This is a genomic window from Halobacillus sp. Nhm2S1 (genome assembly GCF_019599545.1).
Classification (GTDB): domain Bacteria; phylum Bacillota; class Bacilli; order Bacillales; family Halobacillaceae; genus Halobacillus.
Map to the genome: position 1 here is coordinate 908,951 of NZ_JAIEZV010000002.1, position 18,501 is coordinate 927,451.

The following is an 18,501-nucleotide window of genomic DNA, read 5'->3' on the forward strand; positions in this document are numbered from 1 at the left end:
GTAAGCGCAAACAAAAAACTTAGAAAAACGAATAAATTTTTTCTCTTATACTCGTTTTATACAAGAATAAATCTTCTTTTCTATCGGAATGTGTATATAAAATCCTTGCGTTGTATGAACATACATCAAGAAGGAATTTGCACCGTCTAATTCGAATAGGACATGTGGAGGTGGAACGATGAATAAAACGACCCGGCAACAAGGAATCACCATAGGAGGTATGCCTGTGGGTGAGCGTAATCAAATCACAGATGTTCCTGGAGTGACTGTCGGACATTACACATTAAATAACAATAGAATCCAAACAGGGGTTACCGCCATTCTTCCTCATCAGGACAACCTTTTTCAAAATAAAACGGTGGCGTCCGCTCATGTTATCAATGGGTTTGGCAAGACTGCAGGAACCATTCAGCTTGAAGAACTGGGGACGCTTGAAACCCCTATTGTACTGACCAATACATTCGGTGTGGGAGCTGCTTATGACGCTCTTGTCGCTTACACTCTTGAGCGAAACCCCGAGATCGGCCGGACTACAGGTACGGTTAATCCGGTTATTGGAGAATGTAACGATATGTTTATGAATGATATTAGGGAACAGGCGGTTACGAAAGAGCATGTTTTACAAGCCATCGATCATGCCAAAGACCACTTCGAAGAAGGTTGTGTCGGAGCAGGCCGGGGAATGCTTTGTTATTCATTAAAGGGTGGAGTGGGTTCTTCATCACGCAAGGTAGAACTTACACACGGCACCTATACGGTAGGCGTTCTGACCCTTACGAATTTCGGTAAACTGAGTGACCTTAGGATTGATGGTAACGCAGTTGGACAAAAATTGAAGGCGTGCATACAGGCAGATGAGGAAAAAGATCGAGGGTCAATCATGATTGTAGTCGCAACAGACCTCCCCCTCTCTGACCGGCAATTGAAAAGGATTTGCAAGCGGTCAGTGACTGGATTATCGAGGACCGGGTCGATGATTGGAAATGGAAGTGGCGATGTCGTTCTCGGATTCTCCACTGTCTCCACAATCCCACATGAGAAACCGGAAGAGACGATATCTCATCCAACGATTCATGAAGAAGATATGGACGAAGCTTTCCGTGCTGTAGGAGAAGCTACCGAAGAATCTATTCTTGAATCACTCTTTCAAGCGACACCGGTGATCGGGAGAGACAACCACCACAGACCTACATTAACAGAACTGCTCGAAAGCTACCCAATTAAGTTCTAGTGCAAATAGAAAAAGGTTCCGTCCACCTCTTTCGAGGCATGGAACCTTTTTTCATAAAGGAATCATGTTAAAAATGGTTAAGCTGCTTTCTTTTTTCCTCCGCCATGACGCCGGTGGTAGATAACATTAATTTCCGCTCCTACCATTAAGATAATCCCTGTTAGGAAAAACCATAACATCAAGATAATGATTCCTCCAAGACTTCCATAAGTGGCGGAGTAATTGCCAAAATTACTGACATAGAAAGAGAATGCGAGAGAAATCAGCTGCCAGAGTAAAGCCGTAATAACCGCACCTGGAAGGATATGTTTAAAGGGGATGTTTTTATTGGGTGCGAAGTGATAAAGTGCCATGAGAACAGCTCCAATGACGAGAATACTTAACGACCAGCGCAGCACTTGTAAAAGAATGGCTGTTTGAGATGGCATGTTAATCATATCAATCAAGACCTGGCCGAACACAGGGAGCACGAGGGCAACGATAATCGCTACAATCATTCCGATTGTCAGTACGATGGAAAGAAGGCGAACTTTAATGAATGACCTTGTCTCTTCCACGTTATAAGCCAAGTTTGAGGACTGTATGAACGCATTGATACCATTTGAAGCAGACCATAGCGTACCTAAAATCCCTACAGTGAGGAGCCCACCGCTTGGTTGCTCCACCACAGCAACTATGTTTTCCCTGAAAACCTGGGCTGTATCACTCGGAATTACATTGCTCATCGCCTGTATCGCTGTTTCAGCATCGATATTCAAATAGGGAAGAATAGATAACACCAAAATTAAGAGCGGGACAATGGCCAATAAGTAATAGTATGCTTGTGCTGCGCCAAGCAGGGGAATGTTGTCTTTTTGAAATTCGGCGATTACATCTTTCACATAGGATATCAAATTTTTCACCAGGGAATCCTCCTCATCCATCTTCTACTAGACTATCCCCTTTTTTTCAGAGAATTAACCTAGGAATGTAGAAGAATAGGAGATCCCCCTTCTTGTGCTGATGCTCTTCGTTTTGAAGAGGATGGGAGATTGAGAGACTCTCGATATTTGGCCACGGTCCGGCGTGAGACTTTGACGTTATGCTTTTCCTTTAGTTCTGTTGCCATCTTTTGGTCTGACAAAGCTTTCAGAGGGTTTTCCTTTTGAATCATCTCTCTTATTAAAGTTTTAATGTGCTGAGAAGAAACTTCCCCTCCATCCGCAGATTGATACCCCGTGACAAAAAAGCTTTTCAATTCGTATATACCTTTCGGTGTCTGCATGACTTTGTTGGCCACGGTCCGGCTGATCGTCGATTCATGGACATCCAGCTTTTCCGCTACCTTTTTCAAAGTGAGCGGCCTTAATGAACCTCCATTCAAAAAGCCTCTCTGGTGTTTAATGATCATTTCCGCCACTTTCAAAATGGTGTTTTGCCTTTGCTCTATGCTTTGCAGAAGCCAGCGCGCTTTTTTATAGCAGTCATCCAAATAATCTTGAGCATCTTTTCCCTCTTTGTACATTTGAACCAACTGCTCATCCCACTGAATTTGACCATTGACAGAAAAAGGGTCACGCAGGACATAACCTCCATCTTTTTTCTCTAGTATTAAATCAGGCATCGCTGGGATATCATGCTGCCCGCTATCCGGAAGTAATGGACGTGGTTCTAAAGACTGAATGGCTACCATGGCTTCGACCACACAAGCTTCGTCTATGTCCAACTCACAGGCTACTTTTTTGAAATTCTGAGCAGCTAGGTCTTCCAAATGATGCTCTATTAATACGGATAAGACAGAAGAGTCCGGATGCTTTTTATCTACTTGTAAGAGTAAAAATTCCTTAAAATTCATACATCCGACACCCATCGGTTCAAACTGTAGTAAAAGTCGTCTTGCCCGCTTTACCAAATTTAATGGGTGACCGGTTTGCAGCGCTGCTTCTTCTTCAGAAATTGTACAAAACCCGCGTTCATCTAAATTTCCAATTAAAAATAGGAGCGCTTCTTTTAAAGACAGGTCAACCTTCAGCCAACCTGCTTGTTCCACCAATCCCTCACGCCAGTTCTTTTCGTCGGGTACCATTTGATCAATGGGATCATGATAGGCCTCTCGATGATTACGATTGGAAGGTATGACACTTGGGGTTTCTAACGTTAAAATGGGGTTCTCATGGATCTCCTGCTGGATATATTCCCACAATTCAGCAGAGGTCCATTGAAGCATCGTGATTGCTTGACGCATTTGTGTTGTCATTACTAAGCCTGTCGTTTGCTTATGAGTCAATTCAAGCTTCATTTCCACACCTCGTTTTGATAACGCTTTCATTGTTATTTAACAGTATATATCTATTACTTATGATGGGCTAATCAGACCAAAAATTCAAATATATATGGAATTTTTAGATTCCTAGTGTAGTTTTATCACTAATTTGTTGAAACTCAGTTTCGAGACTTTTTTTGAGTGGATGAGAGCTGCAGAGAATGGCTCCCTTTCCAGCCACCCCTGACGTTCAACGAGGCAAGGAATCCTGCATATATATCGAAAGTGAGTCTTCAACAACCCAGCCATATTGTTAAATAATTTCTATGAAAAATCCACCCTCTACGTTAAGCAGAAGGTGGATTCCAAGTTGTTTTTATACTTTTTGATTGGCTTTGATGTTGTGATTCCTTGCAAAAACGTTATGAGGGTCGTATTTGGCTTTGATTTCTTGCAAACGCTGGTAATTAGAACCGTAGGTCTTTTCAATGACGCCTTTATATGGATCGATGCCATTCAAATACGCGGCACCATTCAATGAGAATGGTGCGAATGTTTCATAGAATTTATCAGCCCACTCATTCGCTGCTTCATCGTTGCCTGGTTCATAGACGAGGTCCAGCAGCAGCAAATACTTACTGTCACGTACGGAGAAGGCATTAAAATCTGAAGGGACGGCGTTGACTTGCCCATGCATTTCCCATAGTTGGAACAAAAGTCCACCAGGGGCCTTATCTTTTTCTTCTAGTAGTTGTGCAAATGTATCCTCATTAAGATCCTTGAAAAACAGAGACGTTCCTTTAAAACTAGCGCCTTGCGGTACCATTGGGTCCAATTTCTTCTGTAGATCAGTATAGGGGATGACTCCCGTCTGATCAATGATTGGCTCCGCAAATTTCCTCAATGGATTGATGATATCCTGTCCCTCATCAGTATTACCCGCATACATGCCTGCAATGACCATCACAGATTTATTGTGAAGAAATTCCGGCAGCATGGGTGCTGGTGGTAGATCCATAACTGTCATGTTCACACTGACTTCATCAGGAGCTGTCATTAAATATTCGTTCAAACCTCGGAATACTTGCATGCCATCTTCCAAGTCATACATGACGTCAAATGCTAATACTTCAGGACCAACGAAGTGTAAATTGAATTTGAATTCCGTCACAACACCAAAGTTGCCACCACCTCCGCGAATCGCCCAAAATAAATCATCATTTGTGTCCTTACTCACCACTTTTTGTTCTCCAGAAGCGGTTACGATGTTCGCTTCTACCATTTGGTCACACGATAAGCCTAACACCCCGCGGAGGTACCCGACACCTCCTGATAAAGCAAGGCCTGCAATCCCAGTTTCTGAAACGGTTCCGGTTGGCATGGCCAACCCATATTTCTGTGTTTCTTCATCGATATCCGCAAGGGTAGCCCCACCTTGGACAGATACGGTTTGCGATTCTTTATGTACTTCTACGGTTGTCATCTGAGAAAGGTCGATGAGTAAGCCCCCCTCTGTCAATGATGTGCCTGAAACGTGGTGACCTCCACCTCTGACCGCAACCTCTAAATCGTTTTTCGTTGCATACTTCACTGCTTCTGATACATCCTGCGCATTTTTACATACGACGATGACGGATGGTCTTTTTGTAATCGCGGCGTTAAAGATTTTTCTTGTCTCCTCGTACCGGTCATCACTAGGGATTAAGACTTCCCCTTCAATCTTCTCTTTTAATTTTGTCATTCTATACTCCCCCTTTTGTAAAACTTACTAATCTCTTATGTAAAAAATGACACCCGACTATCTTACTACTTCTACACACAAAATTCCAATTCCTTCCCAACAAACTCTGCTCATTACCCTTGCAAGGACCTCCTTTAAACTCAAGACCGAGTATTCAAAAACCTACTGAATAATTGAATAGTAAACATAAAAAATAAGCCTGAAAGCTAACTTCCAGGCTTATTTTCAGAATTGTTTCACGTGGAACATCTACAATACATAGGTGGCCAACGTTTGTTGAACTTCCTCAATCGGACTATCCTTTTTAAAAAGCTTACCGATTGGTTCATTCGACCCGGATAGCCAGATTTTCAATTCGGAATCAAGGTCAAAGCTTCCTGCTGTCTCGACACTGAAGTGAGTGATGCTTTTATAAGGAATCGAATGGTATTCAACCTTTTTCCCTGTCATGCCTTGCTTATCGATGAGTAGCAAGCGGCGGTCAGTGAAGATGAAAGAGTCTCTCAAAACTTTGTACCCGCTTTGAATGTTTTCCTCTTCAATAAGAATACCTTCAAGCTCTCTTTCAAGCTTATCGACATCCACCTGACTGGCATTGCCCATCAGACCATCTAAAAACCCCATCGGTATTCCTCCTATTTCATTAACCGTAATAACATGGCCTCACATGGTTCGAGTTCAATGGTTAACACATTGTTTTTCGAACTGAAAATTCGTTTTTTATTTTCTAAATGCTGCCACTTTCCTTTTTGGATCGGCAGATTGATCTCGATCTTCTTTCTTGAATTCCGGTTAAACAAATAAAGCATTCGTTCATTACTTGTTTCTCTATTGAAATGGTCCACACCATTTTCGGTCCAACGTTCGAAGCCAATGACATCTTTATCAAGAGTGAAAGACTTCCAATGACCGGTGCGGAGAGCCGTGTGTTCTTTCCTCCACTGTCCGATTTTTTGATACCAATCCAGCAATTCTTTATTCTCCCGCCCCCAAGGGTATGGTTTTCGATTATCAGGGTCAGCCCCGCCTGTGACGCCGGCCTCATCTCCATAATACAAGGAAGGCACACCCGGAAAGGCATAGAGCCATAGACTGAGAGATTTGATTTGCTTGATGATTAGTTTCTCTGCTTCCTCTTGACTAAAATCATCTGGAAGATAGTCTTCCAACATCGTTTGAATTCTCTCTACATCGTGACTGGAAAGCATATTCATGACGGCATAGAAATACTCTTTCGGATAATGTTCACTTAAAGTCATAAGTCGGCGATGGACGGTATAGGCATCCATTTCACCCTTCATGAAATCGAGCATCAAGCGGCGCATGGGGTAGTTCATGACGGAATCCAGGACACCACCCAGGAAGTAGTCCCGCCGTTTTCCATAAGCCGTTTTGTTGGAAGCATCTTCCCACACTTCGCCAAGAAGAACACTTGATTCATCTTTCTTTTTCAATTGACGGTAGATTTGACTGATCAAATCGTCGGTCAGTTCATCAGCCACATCCAGGCGCCAATTTTTCATTCCTGATTGCTGCCAGGTTTTGATGACACTCTCTTTATCATGGACAAGGAAGTCCTGATAGTCTTCGTTTTCTTTATTCAATGTCGGAAGCGTTCCGACGCCCCACCATGCATCATACTCATCCGGATAATGGTGGAAGGTATACCAGCTATAATACGGGGAGTTTTTAGACTGATACGCACCGAGAGAATCATACTTTCCCTCTCGATTGAAATAAATGCTGTTACTTCCGGTATGGCTGAAAACTCCGTCCAGCATAATTTCAATCCCTTTCTCGGCTGCTTCCGTGATCAATGTTTCCAGGTCTTCTTTCGTTCCAAGGAGAGGGTCGATTTTGTGGTAATCACCGGTATCATACCGATGGTTGCTTTCCGCTTCGAAAATCGGGTTCAAATAAATAACGGATACACCTAAACCTTCAATATAGTCGAGTTTCTCCGTGATCCCTTTGAGATTCCCGCCAAAGAAGTCCCAACGAATGACTTCTCCACGTTCATTACGAATATAGACCGGATCATTTTCCCAATGGGCATGGATCAGACTCGTCTCGGGCGCCTTCTCCATTTCGAGCTCCCCTGCAGCATAAAAACGGTCTGGAAAGATTTGATACATCGTGGCGTTCTTCCACCAATCCGGGGTTGTATATGAAGGGTCGTACACTGTGATCTGCCACGATGGAGGTATGTGATCATATACCCGCCCCTCCCCGCTTTCGTAGCTTTTTTCCCGTCCGTAAAAAAGGGTCTGGTCTTCCAGAGTAATTTCAAAAAAATACCAGATGAGCTGTGGCCTTTCAGGCATTCGGATTGTAGCTTCATAAGATACCTGCTGATGTTCCTGACTGCAAAGGTCCATCTCCTTCGTTTTTTCATCGTCTGTGCGGTCTAAGATGTAGTGAAGGATGACGTGGGAAACCCGGTACCGATCACTGAGGTCAATTTTGAGCGTAACAGGAGAACCCTTCGGCGCTGCACCGAAAGGCTCTCGATAAGATTCTTCAAAGCTATTATGATACATATCCTTTTGTCTCACACATCCGTCCCCCTAAATAGTACCTCACTTCAACGTCTTCACACGTTGAATGTCCCATATATCGCGGGCATATTCCTGAATGGTCCGGTCGCTTGAGAAAACTCCGGATTGAGAGATATTGACAAGACTCTTCAAGTTCCATTGACGTTTACGCTGGTAATCCTGACTCACTTTTTTCTGAGCTAATACGTAGCTTGCGAAATCTTTGAGCACGAAGTATTCATCGTTATAGGTCAGAAGGGCATCGTAAATTTCCTGAAAATCCGTCTCCCCTTTGGAGAATGGACTGTAATGAATGAGTTCATCCATGATGTGACGGACACGTTCATCATTATCATAAACTGTGCGGGAAGAATAAGATCCGTTTCGGTAATAGTCCCACACTTCATCAGACGTTAAACCAAAAATGTAAATATTATCATCTCCGACAAGGTCATGGATTTCCACATTCGCTCCATCCATGGTTCCAAGGGTCAATGCTCCATTCATCATGAACTTCATGTTCCCTGTTCCTGAAGCTTCCTTTGTGGCCATAGAAATCTGTTCACTCACGTTGCTCGCAGGAATGATCTTCTCTGCAATCGAAACCGAGTAGTTCGGCAGGAAGACTACTTTTATATAATCCTTCACATCAGGATCGTTATTGACCACAGATGCGATACGGTTGATGAGTTGAATTACTTTTTTTGCAAAGTGATAGCTTGGCGCTGCTTTTGCTCCGAAAAAGAAGGTTCTCGGAACGATATCGAGCGTCGGGTCTGATTTCAATTCATTATATAAATGCATAATATGAAGGGCATTAAGCAGTTGGCGTTTGTACCCGTGCAAGCGCTTGATATGGACATCAAAGATGGAATTCGGGTCCACCGTGATTCCTTGCGTATTTTTCACCCATTTGGCGAAGTCCACTTTGTTGTCCTGCTTGATTTCATGAAGTTGGTCAAGAAAAGCCAGATCATCTTTGAAGTTTAGTAAACGGGTCAGCTGTTTCGGCTCTTTCTTCCACTCATCACCAATGGCCTCGGTAATGACAGAGGTCAACGGACTGTTGGCATGCATTAACCAGCGACGATGGGTAATGCCGTTCGTTTTGTTGTTAAAACGCTCAGGAAATGTGTTATAAAAACGTTTCATTTCACGTTCCTTCAGGATATCCGTGTGGAGCTTAGCCACCCCATTAATGCTGTGACTGCCGACAATACTCAAATGGGCCATCTTCACCTGACCATCAGCCACGATGGCTAAATCCGCGATTCGGTCAAATTCTCCAGGATAGGTTTTCCATAAACCCTGGCAAAACCGTTCATTGATTTCGTCGATAATCATGAATATTCGAGGAAGCAGTGTCCGTACGAGACCCACCGGCCACGATTCAAGAGCTTCACTTAATGTCGTGTGGTTCGTGTAAGAAACAGAGGACTGTGTAATTTCCCAAGCTTCCTCCCAACCTATCCCTTTTTCATCCATCAGGATTCTCATCAGTTCAGGAATGACGAGGGCCGGGTGTGTGTCGTTGATATGAAGCGCTACTTTTTCAGGGAACGAGGACCATGGAAGTCCCAGCCTTTCAAACGAGCGCACAACCGATTGCACGCCTGAAGACACTAAGAAATATTCCTGCTTCAAGCGAAGACTTTTGCCTTCTTCCGTAGAGTCGTCAGGATAAAGGAAATCCGAAATGGATTCGAGGGATCGTTTATGGTCCAGAAAGTGACCGAACACCCCTTCCTTTTCTGCTTTTGTCATTGTGTCTTCCACCGTAGGTTCAGCAGACCAGAGCCGTAACGTATTCACTGTATCGTTATGATAACCGACAACAGGTACATCGTAAGGGACGGCCTGGATTGGTTCATAGTTTTCGTATTTGAAATGGAGTTTTCCATCTTTATCTCTTGTCGATGAAACATTTCCGCCAAAGCGGACTTCAATCGCATCTTCCGGGCGGCGGACTTCCCAGACAAATTCTTTTGAGAGCCAATAATCCGGAAATTCTACCTGTTTTCCATCAATGATATGCTGATCGAACATGCCATATCTATACCTCAGACCATAGCCATGTCCAGCTAATTCTAAAGAAGCAAGGGAATCGAGAAAACAAGCAGCCAATCGTCCTAAGCCGCCATTACCAAGGCCAGCATCACTTTCCTTTTTCTCAAGTTCCGACAAAGAAAGCCCGAGATCCGCTAATCCTTCATCGACGAGCGAAAGTACGTCCAAGTTCAATAAATTGTTGCCAAGCAGACGCCCCATCAAAAACTCCATAGAGAAGTAATACACCTGCTTTGTTTTAGTTGTTTTGTACTCCCGATTCGTCTTCAACCAATCTGTATTGATCTTCTCGCGGATCAACGCCCCGAGCGCCCGATACGTATCAAACTCGGATGCTGTGTCAATGGTCTTACCAAACTTACTTTCCAACTGCGCTTTGAATTCTGACTTGAATTCTTCTTTGTCACTGAACATCACCATGAAGGTTCCTCCTATCACCCCTGCTAACGAAACATGGATTGATAAAGATCCATATATTGTTCAGCAGAGTTTTTCCATGTGAACTTACTCTTGCAAATGTTCTTCACAAGATTCTGCCAATCAGCAGGTTCCTGATAGAATTCGAGTGCTCTGCGAATGGTGTACAGCATGTCATGGGCATTGTAGTTGGTAAACGTAAATCCGTTCCCTTCTCCCGTCTCTTCATTATATGGTTGAACGGTGTCCACAAGTCCACCCGTTTCCCTTACAATCGGAGCAGCCAAGTATCGTAAAGCGATCAACTGACCGATGCCGCATGGTTCAAAACGGGACGGCATAAGAAATAGATCACTTGCCGCATAAATCTGTCTGGAAAAAGGTTCTGAAAATCGGATGTTCGTTGACATTTTCTCTGGGTGTCGCTGCTGAACCCACTGGAGCATTTGTTCATATTGGTATTCACCGGTACCAAGCAGGACGATCTGGACATCTTCGTGATATAACAACTCATCGATGACCCGTCCGATCAAATCGAATCCTTTTTGCTCCACAAGCCTGGAAACGATGCCAATCATTGGTACATCTTTTCTGACCGGCAAACCAAGCTCTGCCTGCAACCACATTTTGTTTTGGCCTTTCTTGATTAAAGAACTGCGATAAGGAAATGCCAGGGCATCGTCTTTCATAGGGTTATAGTTTTGATCGTCGATGCCGTTGACGATCCCAATCAATTCATCAGTACGTTTTCGTAACACTCCATCTAGGTTTTCCCCATAATAAGGCGTTTGAATCTCCTTTGCGTAAGTTTCACTGACCGTTGTAATGAAATCCGAGTAATTCAAGGCCCCTTTCATGAAATTGATGTCTCCGAAGAATTCAAACGCATCATCCGTCATCATGCCCTCATCAAAATCCATCAAATCATGAAGCACAGATTGGGCAAATACACCTTGATACTTCAAATTATGGATGGTAAAAACGGTTTTCATACCTTGAAGTTTCTCGACATCCTTGTAGTGGGTATGTAAGTAAACCGGAATTAACCCTGTCTGCCAGTCGTGGCAATGCAAAACATCAGGTGTCCAGTCCATCTCACAGACCCAATCCATTACGGCACGATTAAAGAATACGAACCGTTCCGCTTCGTCGTCGTATCCATATAGATTGGAACGCTTGAAATAATACTCATTATCTATGAAATAAACAGGAATGCCTTCGTATTTGATGTATTCGATTCCCGCATATTGGCTGCGCCAGCCAAGCTGCACATTCATTTCGCCAAGATGTTCCAGCTGTTCTTTCCAGTGATCATCCATGTTTTCATATTTCGGTAGGACGACTCTGACATCCGCGCCTTGCTTTTTCAAGGCGTGAGGGAGAGAACCGAGAACATCGGCAAGACCACCTGTTTTTATAAAAGGGGTACACTCAGACCCAATCATCAATACATTCACGTTTGACCCACTCCTTAATATTTTGTTAGAAACATGTTCAAAACATCACGTATATGCTGATTACATGAAAAGGACTGTCAGAGTGATGAGATCCGGACAGTCCCTTCCATTGGGGGTATTACATTGTTCTTCTTTTCGCTACGACATACGGCTTCTCTGGAGCACCGATTAATGTCTTTCCGTTTGAAATGCTGCAATCTTTATCCAGGATGACATTTTCTAAAACGGCATTGCTATCAATTTCACATCGTTGCATAATGATGGAATTTTTGATGACCGCTCCTTCAGCAACTTTTACACCGCGGAAGAGAATGCTGTCCTCAACATGACCTTCAATGACACATCCATTGGCAACCATTGTATTGGAAACGTTAGATGTAGCCGTATAGTTGGAAGGTGCTTCATTTTTGATTTTCGTGAACACTGGAGCATCGTCTTTGAACAATTCATCGTGATCCTCTGGATTTAAGAGCTTCGCACTGTTGCGATAGTAGCTTTCCACAGAATTCACTAAGGCATGACCACCATGGTATTCATACGCATGGATGTTGATTTCAGGCAATTTGGCTTTGATCCCATCAAGGAAGAAATGGGAACAGCCGTGGGCGATGCATTTCTCGATCAAGCTGTATAAAAGATCTTTTTCAATAATGTACATATCCATGTACACATTGTTATTGCTATGATCATTGTGGATCGCTGTCACCCGGTTGTCTTGATCTACGTCAAGCTTGTGAGCTCTTTGGTGTTCTGGGTAAAGTTCATCCACTTTTTTATAGACAACCGTAACATCTGCACCAGAGCTCTTATGTTCTTGTAGAACATCTTGATAATTGATATTGCAGATATGCTGAGAACCCGAGACGACGATATAGTTGGCTAACGTTCGATTGATGAAATCGATATTGTTGTGGAAATGCTGCAAGTCCCCTCGTGAGATGTCTGTTGGATCATTCCAGTCTGGAGGAAGGATGAACAAACCTCCACGTTTGCGGTCCAAGTCCCATGCTTTCCCTTGCTCCAAATGGTCCATCAGGGAGCGGTACTTCCTGCGAGCGAATACAGCCACGGATTCGATCCGGGAATTCGTCATATTTGAAATGGCAAAGTCGATCATCCGGTAACGCCCCGCAAATGGTACGGCTGCGCCACAACGGAAATAGGTCAACTCATCCAACATGTCTTGTTCGTGATCTAAGTTTATGATTCCTGCTATACGATCCATAAGATCCTCCCTTTAACTATTGGTAGCATAACTTGTGGCAAGGACACTTCCCTCGTCTGCCACGAGTGTAATTTCACTGTCTGGTGATGGGTCGCCGATGACCGCTCCATCTTCAATGACGCTGCCTTTTGAAATGATGGCACGGTGGATCTTCACATTTTTACCGATTTTCACATCAGGCATGATGACACTGTCTTTGACAACAGAAGTTTCATCCACGTGGACACCATAGAAAATGATCGATGTATCTATGGTCCCTTTTATTCGGCACCCTTCATTGATCAATGCATTTCTCACGTGAGCTGTTGGTGCGATATATTGCGGCGGCTGATTCGGGTTCTTTGAATAGATGCGCCACTTTTGGTCACTCAAATCCAACTCAGGCTCCTTCTTCAGAAGATCCATGTTCGCTTCCCAAAGGCTGTCGACCGTCCCGACATCCTTCCAGTAACCTTCGAATGTGTAAGCCATCAATTTTTTATAATCATAAAGAAGAGCTGGAATGATGTCCTTCCCGAAGTCATGGGAAGAATTTTCTTTTTCCGCATCTTCAATCAGGTACTGTTTCAAAACATCCCAACGGAAGATATAAACACCCATAGACGCGAGGTTACTCTTCGGATTCTCTGGTTTTTCATCGAACTCAGTAATTCTTCCATCTCCATCCGTGTTCATAATGCCAAAACGGCTGGCATCATCCCACGGCACTTCAATAACGGATATCGTTGCATCAGCACCGGACCCTTTGTGATAATCAAGCATTGCACCATAATCCATTCTATAAATATGGTCACCGGAAAGTACGAGAACGTGTTCCGGGTCGTATTGATTCAAAAACTTCAAGTTACGGTAAATGGCGTTGGCTGTTCCGGTGTACCACCCACCGCCTTCGGCCTGCATGAATGGAGGGAGCACGGAAACACCGCCATACTTGCGGTCAAGATCCCACGTGTCTCCAATGCCGATATAGTCGTTCAAAATTAATGGTTCATATTGGGTAAGGACACCGACCGTGTCGATGCCTGAATTCGTACAATTGCTCAATGGAAAGTCGATGATTCTATATTTTCCACCAAAGTAAACCGCCGGTTTTGCAATTTGTTTGGTTAATGACTTCAGTCTGGTGCCTTGGCCGCCAGCTAGAAGCATTGCTACACATTCTTTATTTTTCATGATTTTCCTCCTTGGATACTGAAGTTCTTTTCAAGAAGCTCACACCGAGCGGGGGAATCGTCATGGTAATATGCTGATCCTGTCCTTGCCATGGGGAAGGTACGCTTTCTAGAGGCAAACCGTTCGTCTGCCCAGAACCTCCGAAATGTTCCGCGTCGCTCGAGAAAATCTCTTTATATGAGCCATGTTTCGGTACTCCTATTCTGTAATCATGGTAGACTTCTGGAGTGAAGTTGCAGACGACCACCAGTTGGTCATTCGATGTACGACTGTTGCGGACGAATGATATGATGCTCTGCTCATAGTTGTTGGCATCGATCCACATGAAGCCTTCTTCCTTATGATCGAGTTCCCATAAGGCAGGCATATCTTGATACAATTGGTGCAGCTGTTTCGTATAATCCAATATGGAGGCATGGGAATCATAATCCAAAAGCTCCCAATCGAGATCCTCTAAATCTTTCCACTCATCGAACTGTCCGAATTCACCTCCCATGAACATGAGTTTTTTCCCAGGGTGCGCATACATATAGGCTAGAAAAGCTCGCAAGTTCGCAAACTTCTGCCAGTAATCACCCGGCATTTTATTTAGTAACGATTTCTTGCCATGAACGACCTCATCATGAGAAATCGGTAATACAAAATTTTCGGAAAAAGCATAGAACAAGGAGAAGGTAATCAAGTTATGGTGGTATTTCCGGTGAATCGGATCCATCTCCATGTACTTGAGCATGTCGTTCATCCAGCCCATGTTCCATTTATAATTGAAGCCGAGACCGCCTATATACGTCGGCGCACTGACAAGCGGCCACGAGGTGGACTCTTCTGCCATCATTAACACATCCGGAGTTTCCTCAAAGATCGCTTCGTTCATTTTCTTAATGAACGATACGGCTTCCAGGTTTTCACGCCCGCCGTACTCATTCAACTCCCATTCGCCATCTTCCTTGCCGAAATCTAAATAAAGCATGCTCGCTACAGCATCTACTCGCAAACCATCGAGATGGTATTCCTTCAGCCAGTAGATCGCGTTGGAAATGAGGAAGCTTTGTACTTCATTTCTAGCAAAGTCGAATGTAAGCGTGCCCCACTGCGTTTTTTCAGCTTTACTTGGATTCGCATATTCATAGAGAGCTTCGCCATCAAACCGGCGCAATCCATGGGCATCCTTACAGAAATGACCTGGAACCCAATCTAATATGACACCGATTCCATATTTGTGACACTGGTCGACAAAATATTTGAAATCATCGGGGGTTCCATAACGGGAGGTGACAGAATAGTATCCGGTCGCCTGGTAGCCCCATGAACGATCGAAGGGGTGCTCTGTCAATGGAAGGAGTTCAATATGGGTGTATCCTAGATCTTTGACGTAAGGAATCACCATATCGGCGTAGTCCCGATAATTATAGAAGACCTCAGGTTCGATGTTTTTCCATGATCCTAGATGAAGCTCGTAGATGGACATCGGAGATTCATAGGGGTTCTTCGCCTTTCTCTGCTTCATCCATTCGTCATCCCCCCAAGAGTAATTGTCCAAAGGGTAGACAACAGAAGCCGTATCAGGGCGAAGCTCGCTGGAGATTGCATATGGATCCGCTTTCAGCTGGAGATGTCCGTGAGTCGTTAATATCTCATACTTGTATATCGTGCCTTTTTCAAGACCCGGAATGAAGGCGATCCAAATTCCGTTATCATTGATTTTTTCCATCGGATTCTCCCGGCCGTCCCAATCATTGAACATCCCGACGACGCTTACTTGAACCGCATTCGGAGCCCAGACGGCAAAACGGACACCCTTCTCTCCGTTTCTCGTCTCCGGATGCGCCCCGAGCAGCTTGTGACTGTAACGGAGGTTTCCTTCATGGAATAAATAGATATCATGCTCTAATGTTGTATCTTGGACCACACCATCACTCCTCTTTAAACTAGTAGATTTTTAGTTTCTGTTGATGAACATGCAAAAAATTTACGTGTTTTATTTTTGCCTATATTCATCATAAAATCAGAAAACCTCTTTTACAATTGCTATTAATAAAAATTTTCTGAAAAGTTTTGTCGAATCGTGACGAATTCTTATACATACTCATTAATCTTGCTTACTTTTATAACAGCGTTCATAAGTAAGCGCTTGCATAAGTATGTACTTCCCTCTTCCTTTTATGGAAAAACCTTACTTAGACAAAAGATTCCAAATATAGGACTTTTATAGTGATAAACAGACCGGGATTTTTCATGGATGATTTCTTTATTCTGTTGACTGACTCTTACCCTTTAAATGAAATAGTCTCAGCCGAGAGGATTCTTTATTCAAAGTATGTTCGGAAGACCACCTGGTTAGATTCGTTGTGGTCAGGAATTAACATGTAAGCTCAAGGAGTCACGAGTAGCCAATAAATTCCGGAAGGATAAGGAAACTCTCTTCCTAGTTTTGAGGAAAATGGACGATTCTTCGGAATTACATAAACTTCTAGCGAAGAGAGTGTTTCATTGAAAAAGATTAGTGGTATAGCTTTACATGAATTAAAGGGTCGGCTGGAGGAAGGTGCTCCAGTGGCTTTTTTCTCTATTAGCCAAAAGTTAGAGAAATCCCTAAAACATAAAAGAGGTGAAGAGTCATGTCATTAGCGGGAATCAGTTTACTCATCATCGCGATTGCCTTTGCATTCATAGCCATTTTCGTTGTGAAAACACTGAAAGCTGCATCGAGTACTATGACGAGTGTTTCACAAACATTAGAAAAAGTCGAAGGGCAGATGCAGGGCATCACAACAGAATCGGAAAGCTTACTTAAGAAAACGAATCACATTGCTTCAGATATTGAGACCAAAACGAAGACACTTGATGGTCTGATGGATGCCCTCAGCAATGTCGGTACGACTGTCGGTCATGTGAATCAATCCATCCAAGGTGTTTCTGAAAGTGTCGCGCACGCATCTCATGAAAGAGATGAAAAAGTCACAAAAGCACTCCGCTGGGGAGATGCAGCGATTGAACTGTATCTGAAATGGAAGAGAAAAAAAGTACAATAAATGAAGAGAGGTTTTCCAGATGGACTTTTTAGGAATCGGTGTTTTAATTATCGGTATTGCCTTTGCGATTGTCTCTATTTTCCTCATTAAAGCATTGAACAACCTGGCAGGTGTGCTTGGCGGAGTCAAAAAAACCGTCGATCAACTGCCGGAGCAACTGGACTCTGTCATGAAAGAAACGACGGGTGTTCTGCATCACAGCAATGATACATTAGCAGATGTGAATGAAAAGATCAGGGCTCTCAGTCCTCTTTTCTATATCGTAGGGGATATCGGTGAGTCGTCCAGGAAGCTTACGTCTTCCCTTGTTGATATGACGTACTCACTAAAGCAAACGACACATGAAGGCGAACAAAAAATCAATGAAGAAGGTTGGCGCGGTGTCTACGGAGCTCTTGCTTTGACGTATTACTTTTCACAAAAGCGAAAAGCATTGAAAGCGACTCAGTTGGAGACAACTTCATCATGAAGGCACTTGAGTGGATCGTTGGCATCAGCGCAGGCTTTATTAGTGGATTAGCGTTGAGGATATGGATAAAGGAACCTTCTGTATCCAAAATGAAGTATGATCGCAAAAAAGAGGAATTTTATGATACGGGTAGAAATCAATATGAAGACCTACAGGCAACGAAAGAAAAAATGCGTATCGAAGCTCAAAAAAATTTAACAATCGAAAGGGGAACTTCCTAATGGAAAACCAAAATGGAAATCACAATGTAAACCAGCAACCACAAACGCAAACACCTAAAAAAAGAGGCAACAAGAAGCTGCCGATTGCTATTCTGACAGGTGCACTAGTCGGTGGAGCTTTTATTCTTATTAAAGACCCTAAAGAAAGAAAACGTCTGAAAGAAGGCACTCGTTCAACAAAAGACGCAGTCTCTGACTATGCTTCTGAAGTGAAAGAAGATCCATCTGCGAAAAAAGATGACTTGGTTACACGCGTCCGCAATGTTGTAAACATTGTTAGTGAAGCTGCCGCCACCGTTCAAGATGTATTTAACAACCAAGGAAAAGAAATTGCTGATAAAGCAAAAGATATTAAAGAAGAGTCTGAAGAAATCATAAACACCGCGAAAGATGCCGGTGAAGACTTACAGGAAGTTGGCGATAAAGCCAAAGAAGCGAAAAACGAACTTAAAGAAGATTCGGATGAGGAAAACGCTACGGTACCCCAAGAAAAAGTCGTAGAGGTCAATCCGCAACGTTAATGCTATGAATGAAAGAAGCCCGGCCCGTTTGTGTGCCGGGCTTCTTTTTTTTCACTTCAAAAGAAGGAGAAGAACTCCCATGCCCATCGTTTTATTACGTAATAAAGTAGAAAATCCGCCATTTACCATCTGACCATGTATTGAACGCAATCGCAACGCAAGAAATCA

The 18,501-nt window shown here is 43.4% G+C and carries 15 protein-coding genes; 5 read left to right on the top strand and 10 right to left on the bottom strand.

Annotated features, from left to right (window positions below; translation table 11 throughout):
- Positions 1 to 178 precede the first annotated feature (178 nt).
- Positions 179 to 1,231, top strand: coding sequence for a DmpA family aminopeptidase (locus tag K2225_RS10760; protein WP_220584736.1), 1,053 nt, complete (start codon positions 179 to 181; stop codon positions 1,229 to 1,231).
- Between the two features lie 77 nt (positions 1,232 to 1,308).
- Here the strand turns inward: K2225_RS10760 and K2225_RS10765 are convergent, their stop codons facing one another.
- From K2225_RS10765 to glgB, 10 genes are all read right to left on the bottom strand, one after another.
- Positions 1,309 to 2,133, bottom strand: a complete 825-nt coding sequence (locus K2225_RS10765) for a YihY/virulence factor BrkB family protein (protein ID WP_220584737.1) — start codon at positions 2,131 to 2,133, stop codon at positions 1,309 to 1,311.
- A 59-nt stretch (positions 2,134 to 2,192) separates the two neighbouring features.
- Positions 2,193 to 3,509, bottom strand: coding sequence for an RNA polymerase factor sigma-54 (gene rpoN, locus K2225_RS10770; protein ID WP_220584738.1), 1,317 nt, complete (start codon positions 3,507 to 3,509; stop codon positions 2,193 to 2,195).
- 340 nt (positions 3,510 to 3,849) lie between these two features.
- Positions 3,850 to 5,214 (bottom strand): FAD-binding oxidoreductase, encoded by a 1,365-nt coding sequence (locus K2225_RS10775; RefSeq protein WP_220584739.1) that lies wholly within the window; start codon positions 5,212 to 5,214, stop codon positions 3,850 to 3,852.
- 249 nt (positions 5,215 to 5,463) lie between these two features.
- The gene (locus K2225_RS10780) at positions 5,464 to 5,838 is read right to left on the bottom strand and encodes a PH domain-containing protein (protein ID WP_220584740.1); all 375 of its coding nucleotides are present in this window, start codon (positions 5,836 to 5,838) and stop codon (positions 5,464 to 5,466) included.
- Between the two features lie 11 nt (positions 5,839 to 5,849).
- Positions 5,850 to 7,769 carry a glycoside hydrolase family 13 protein gene (locus K2225_RS10785; protein WP_220584741.1) on the bottom strand — a complete coding sequence of 640 codons (1,920 nt, stop codon included), beginning with the start codon at positions 7,767 to 7,769 and terminating at the stop codon, positions 5,850 to 5,852.
- Positions 7,770 to 7,793: 24 nt separating this feature from the next.
- A complete protein-coding gene (locus tag K2225_RS10790) occupies positions 7,794 to 10,232 on the bottom strand; it encodes a glycogen/starch/alpha-glucan phosphorylase (RefSeq protein ID WP_220584922.1) in 2,439 nt (812 codons plus the stop codon).
- Between the two features lie 29 nt (positions 10,233 to 10,261).
- On the bottom strand, positions 10,262 to 11,692 hold the full coding sequence (gene glgA / locus K2225_RS10795) for a glycogen synthase GlgA (RefSeq protein ID WP_220584742.1): 1,431 nt from the start codon (positions 11,690 to 11,692) through the stop codon (positions 10,262 to 10,264).
- Between the two features lie 118 nt (positions 11,693 to 11,810).
- On the bottom strand, positions 11,811 to 12,917 hold the full coding sequence (gene glgD, locus K2225_RS10800) for a glucose-1-phosphate adenylyltransferase subunit GlgD (RefSeq protein WP_220584743.1): 1,107 nt from the start codon (positions 12,915 to 12,917) through the stop codon (positions 11,811 to 11,813).
- 12 nt (positions 12,918 to 12,929) lie between these two features.
- Positions 12,930 to 14,090 carry a glucose-1-phosphate adenylyltransferase gene (locus tag K2225_RS10805; protein ID WP_146814735.1) on the bottom strand — a complete coding sequence of 387 codons (1,161 nt, stop codon included), beginning with the start codon at positions 14,088 to 14,090 and terminating at the stop codon, positions 12,930 to 12,932.
- Complete coding sequence (gene glgB, locus K2225_RS10810; protein WP_220584744.1) at positions 14,080 to 15,999, bottom strand: 1,4-alpha-glucan branching protein GlgB; 1,920 nt, start codon at positions 15,997 to 15,999, stop codon at positions 14,080 to 14,082. The genes K2225_RS10805 and glgB overlap by 11 nt, the downstream gene beginning before the upstream one ends.
- A 709-nt stretch (positions 16,000 to 16,708) precedes the next feature.
- Here glgB and K2225_RS10815 point away from each other — a divergent pair.
- From K2225_RS10815 to K2225_RS10825, 4 genes are read left to right on the top strand one after another with little or no spacing between them, the layout of a single operon-like run.
- Entirely contained in the window at positions 16,709 to 17,122 is a 414-nt protein-coding gene (locus tag K2225_RS10815; RefSeq protein ID WP_146814731.1) for a DUF948 domain-containing protein, read from the top strand.
- 19 nt (positions 17,123 to 17,141) lie between these two features.
- Positions 17,142 to 17,591 carry a DUF948 domain-containing protein gene (locus K2225_RS10820; RefSeq protein WP_220584745.1) on the top strand — a complete coding sequence of 150 codons (450 nt, stop codon included), beginning with the start codon at positions 17,142 to 17,144 and terminating at the stop codon, positions 17,589 to 17,591.
- The gene (locus tag K2225_RS20060) at positions 17,588 to 17,812 is read left to right on the top strand and encodes a hypothetical protein (protein WP_255574411.1); all 225 of its coding nucleotides are present in this window, start codon (positions 17,588 to 17,590) and stop codon (positions 17,810 to 17,812) included. The genes K2225_RS10820 and K2225_RS20060 overlap by 4 nt, the downstream gene beginning before the upstream one ends.
- Positions 17,812 to 18,333, top strand: coding sequence for a hypothetical protein (locus tag K2225_RS10825; RefSeq protein ID WP_255574412.1), 522 nt, complete (start codon positions 17,812 to 17,814; stop codon positions 18,331 to 18,333). The genes K2225_RS20060 and K2225_RS10825 overlap by 1 nt, the downstream gene beginning before the upstream one ends.
- Positions 18,334 to 18,501: the final 168 nt, after the last annotated feature.

Excerpts from the sequence above, each read along its gene's own strand:
- K2225_RS10825 (WP_255574412.1), top strand. The coding sequence starts at position 17,812 with ATGGAAAACCAAAATGGAAATCACAATGTAAACCAGCAACCACAAACG.
- K2225_RS10820 (WP_220584745.1), top strand. The coding sequence starts at position 17,142 with ATGGACTTTTTAGGAATCGGTGTTTTAATTATCGGTATTGCCTTTGCG.
- K2225_RS10775 (WP_220584739.1), bottom strand. The coding sequence starts at position 5,214 with ATGACAAAATTAAAAGAGAAGATTGAAGGGGAAGTCTTAATCCCTAGT.
- K2225_RS10780 (WP_220584740.1), bottom strand. The coding sequence starts at position 5,838 with ATGGGGTTTTTAGATGGTCTGATGGGCAATGCCAGTCAGGTGGATGTC.
- glgD (WP_220584743.1), bottom strand. The coding sequence starts at position 12,917 with ATGGATCGTATAGCAGGAATCATAAACTTAGATCACGAACAAGACATG.
- K2225_RS10805 (WP_146814735.1), bottom strand. The coding sequence starts at position 14,090 with ATGAAAAATAAAGAATGTGTAGCAATGCTTCTAGCTGGCGGCCAAGGC.
- K2225_RS10815 (WP_146814731.1), top strand. The coding sequence starts at position 16,709 with ATGTCATTAGCGGGAATCAGTTTACTCATCATCGCGATTGCCTTTGCA.
- K2225_RS20060 (WP_255574411.1), top strand. The coding sequence starts at position 17,588 with ATGAAGGCACTTGAGTGGATCGTTGGCATCAGCGCAGGCTTTATTAGT.
- K2225_RS10760 (WP_220584736.1), top strand. The coding sequence starts at position 179 with ATGAATAAAACGACCCGGCAACAAGGAATCACCATAGGAGGTATGCCT.
- K2225_RS10790 (WP_220584922.1), bottom strand. The coding sequence starts at position 10,232 with ATGTTCAGTGACAAAGAAGAATTCAAGTCAGAATTCAAAGCGCAGTTG.
- rpoN (WP_220584738.1), bottom strand. The coding sequence starts at position 3,509 with ATGAAGCTTGAATTGACTCATAAGCAAACGACAGGCTTAGTAATGACA.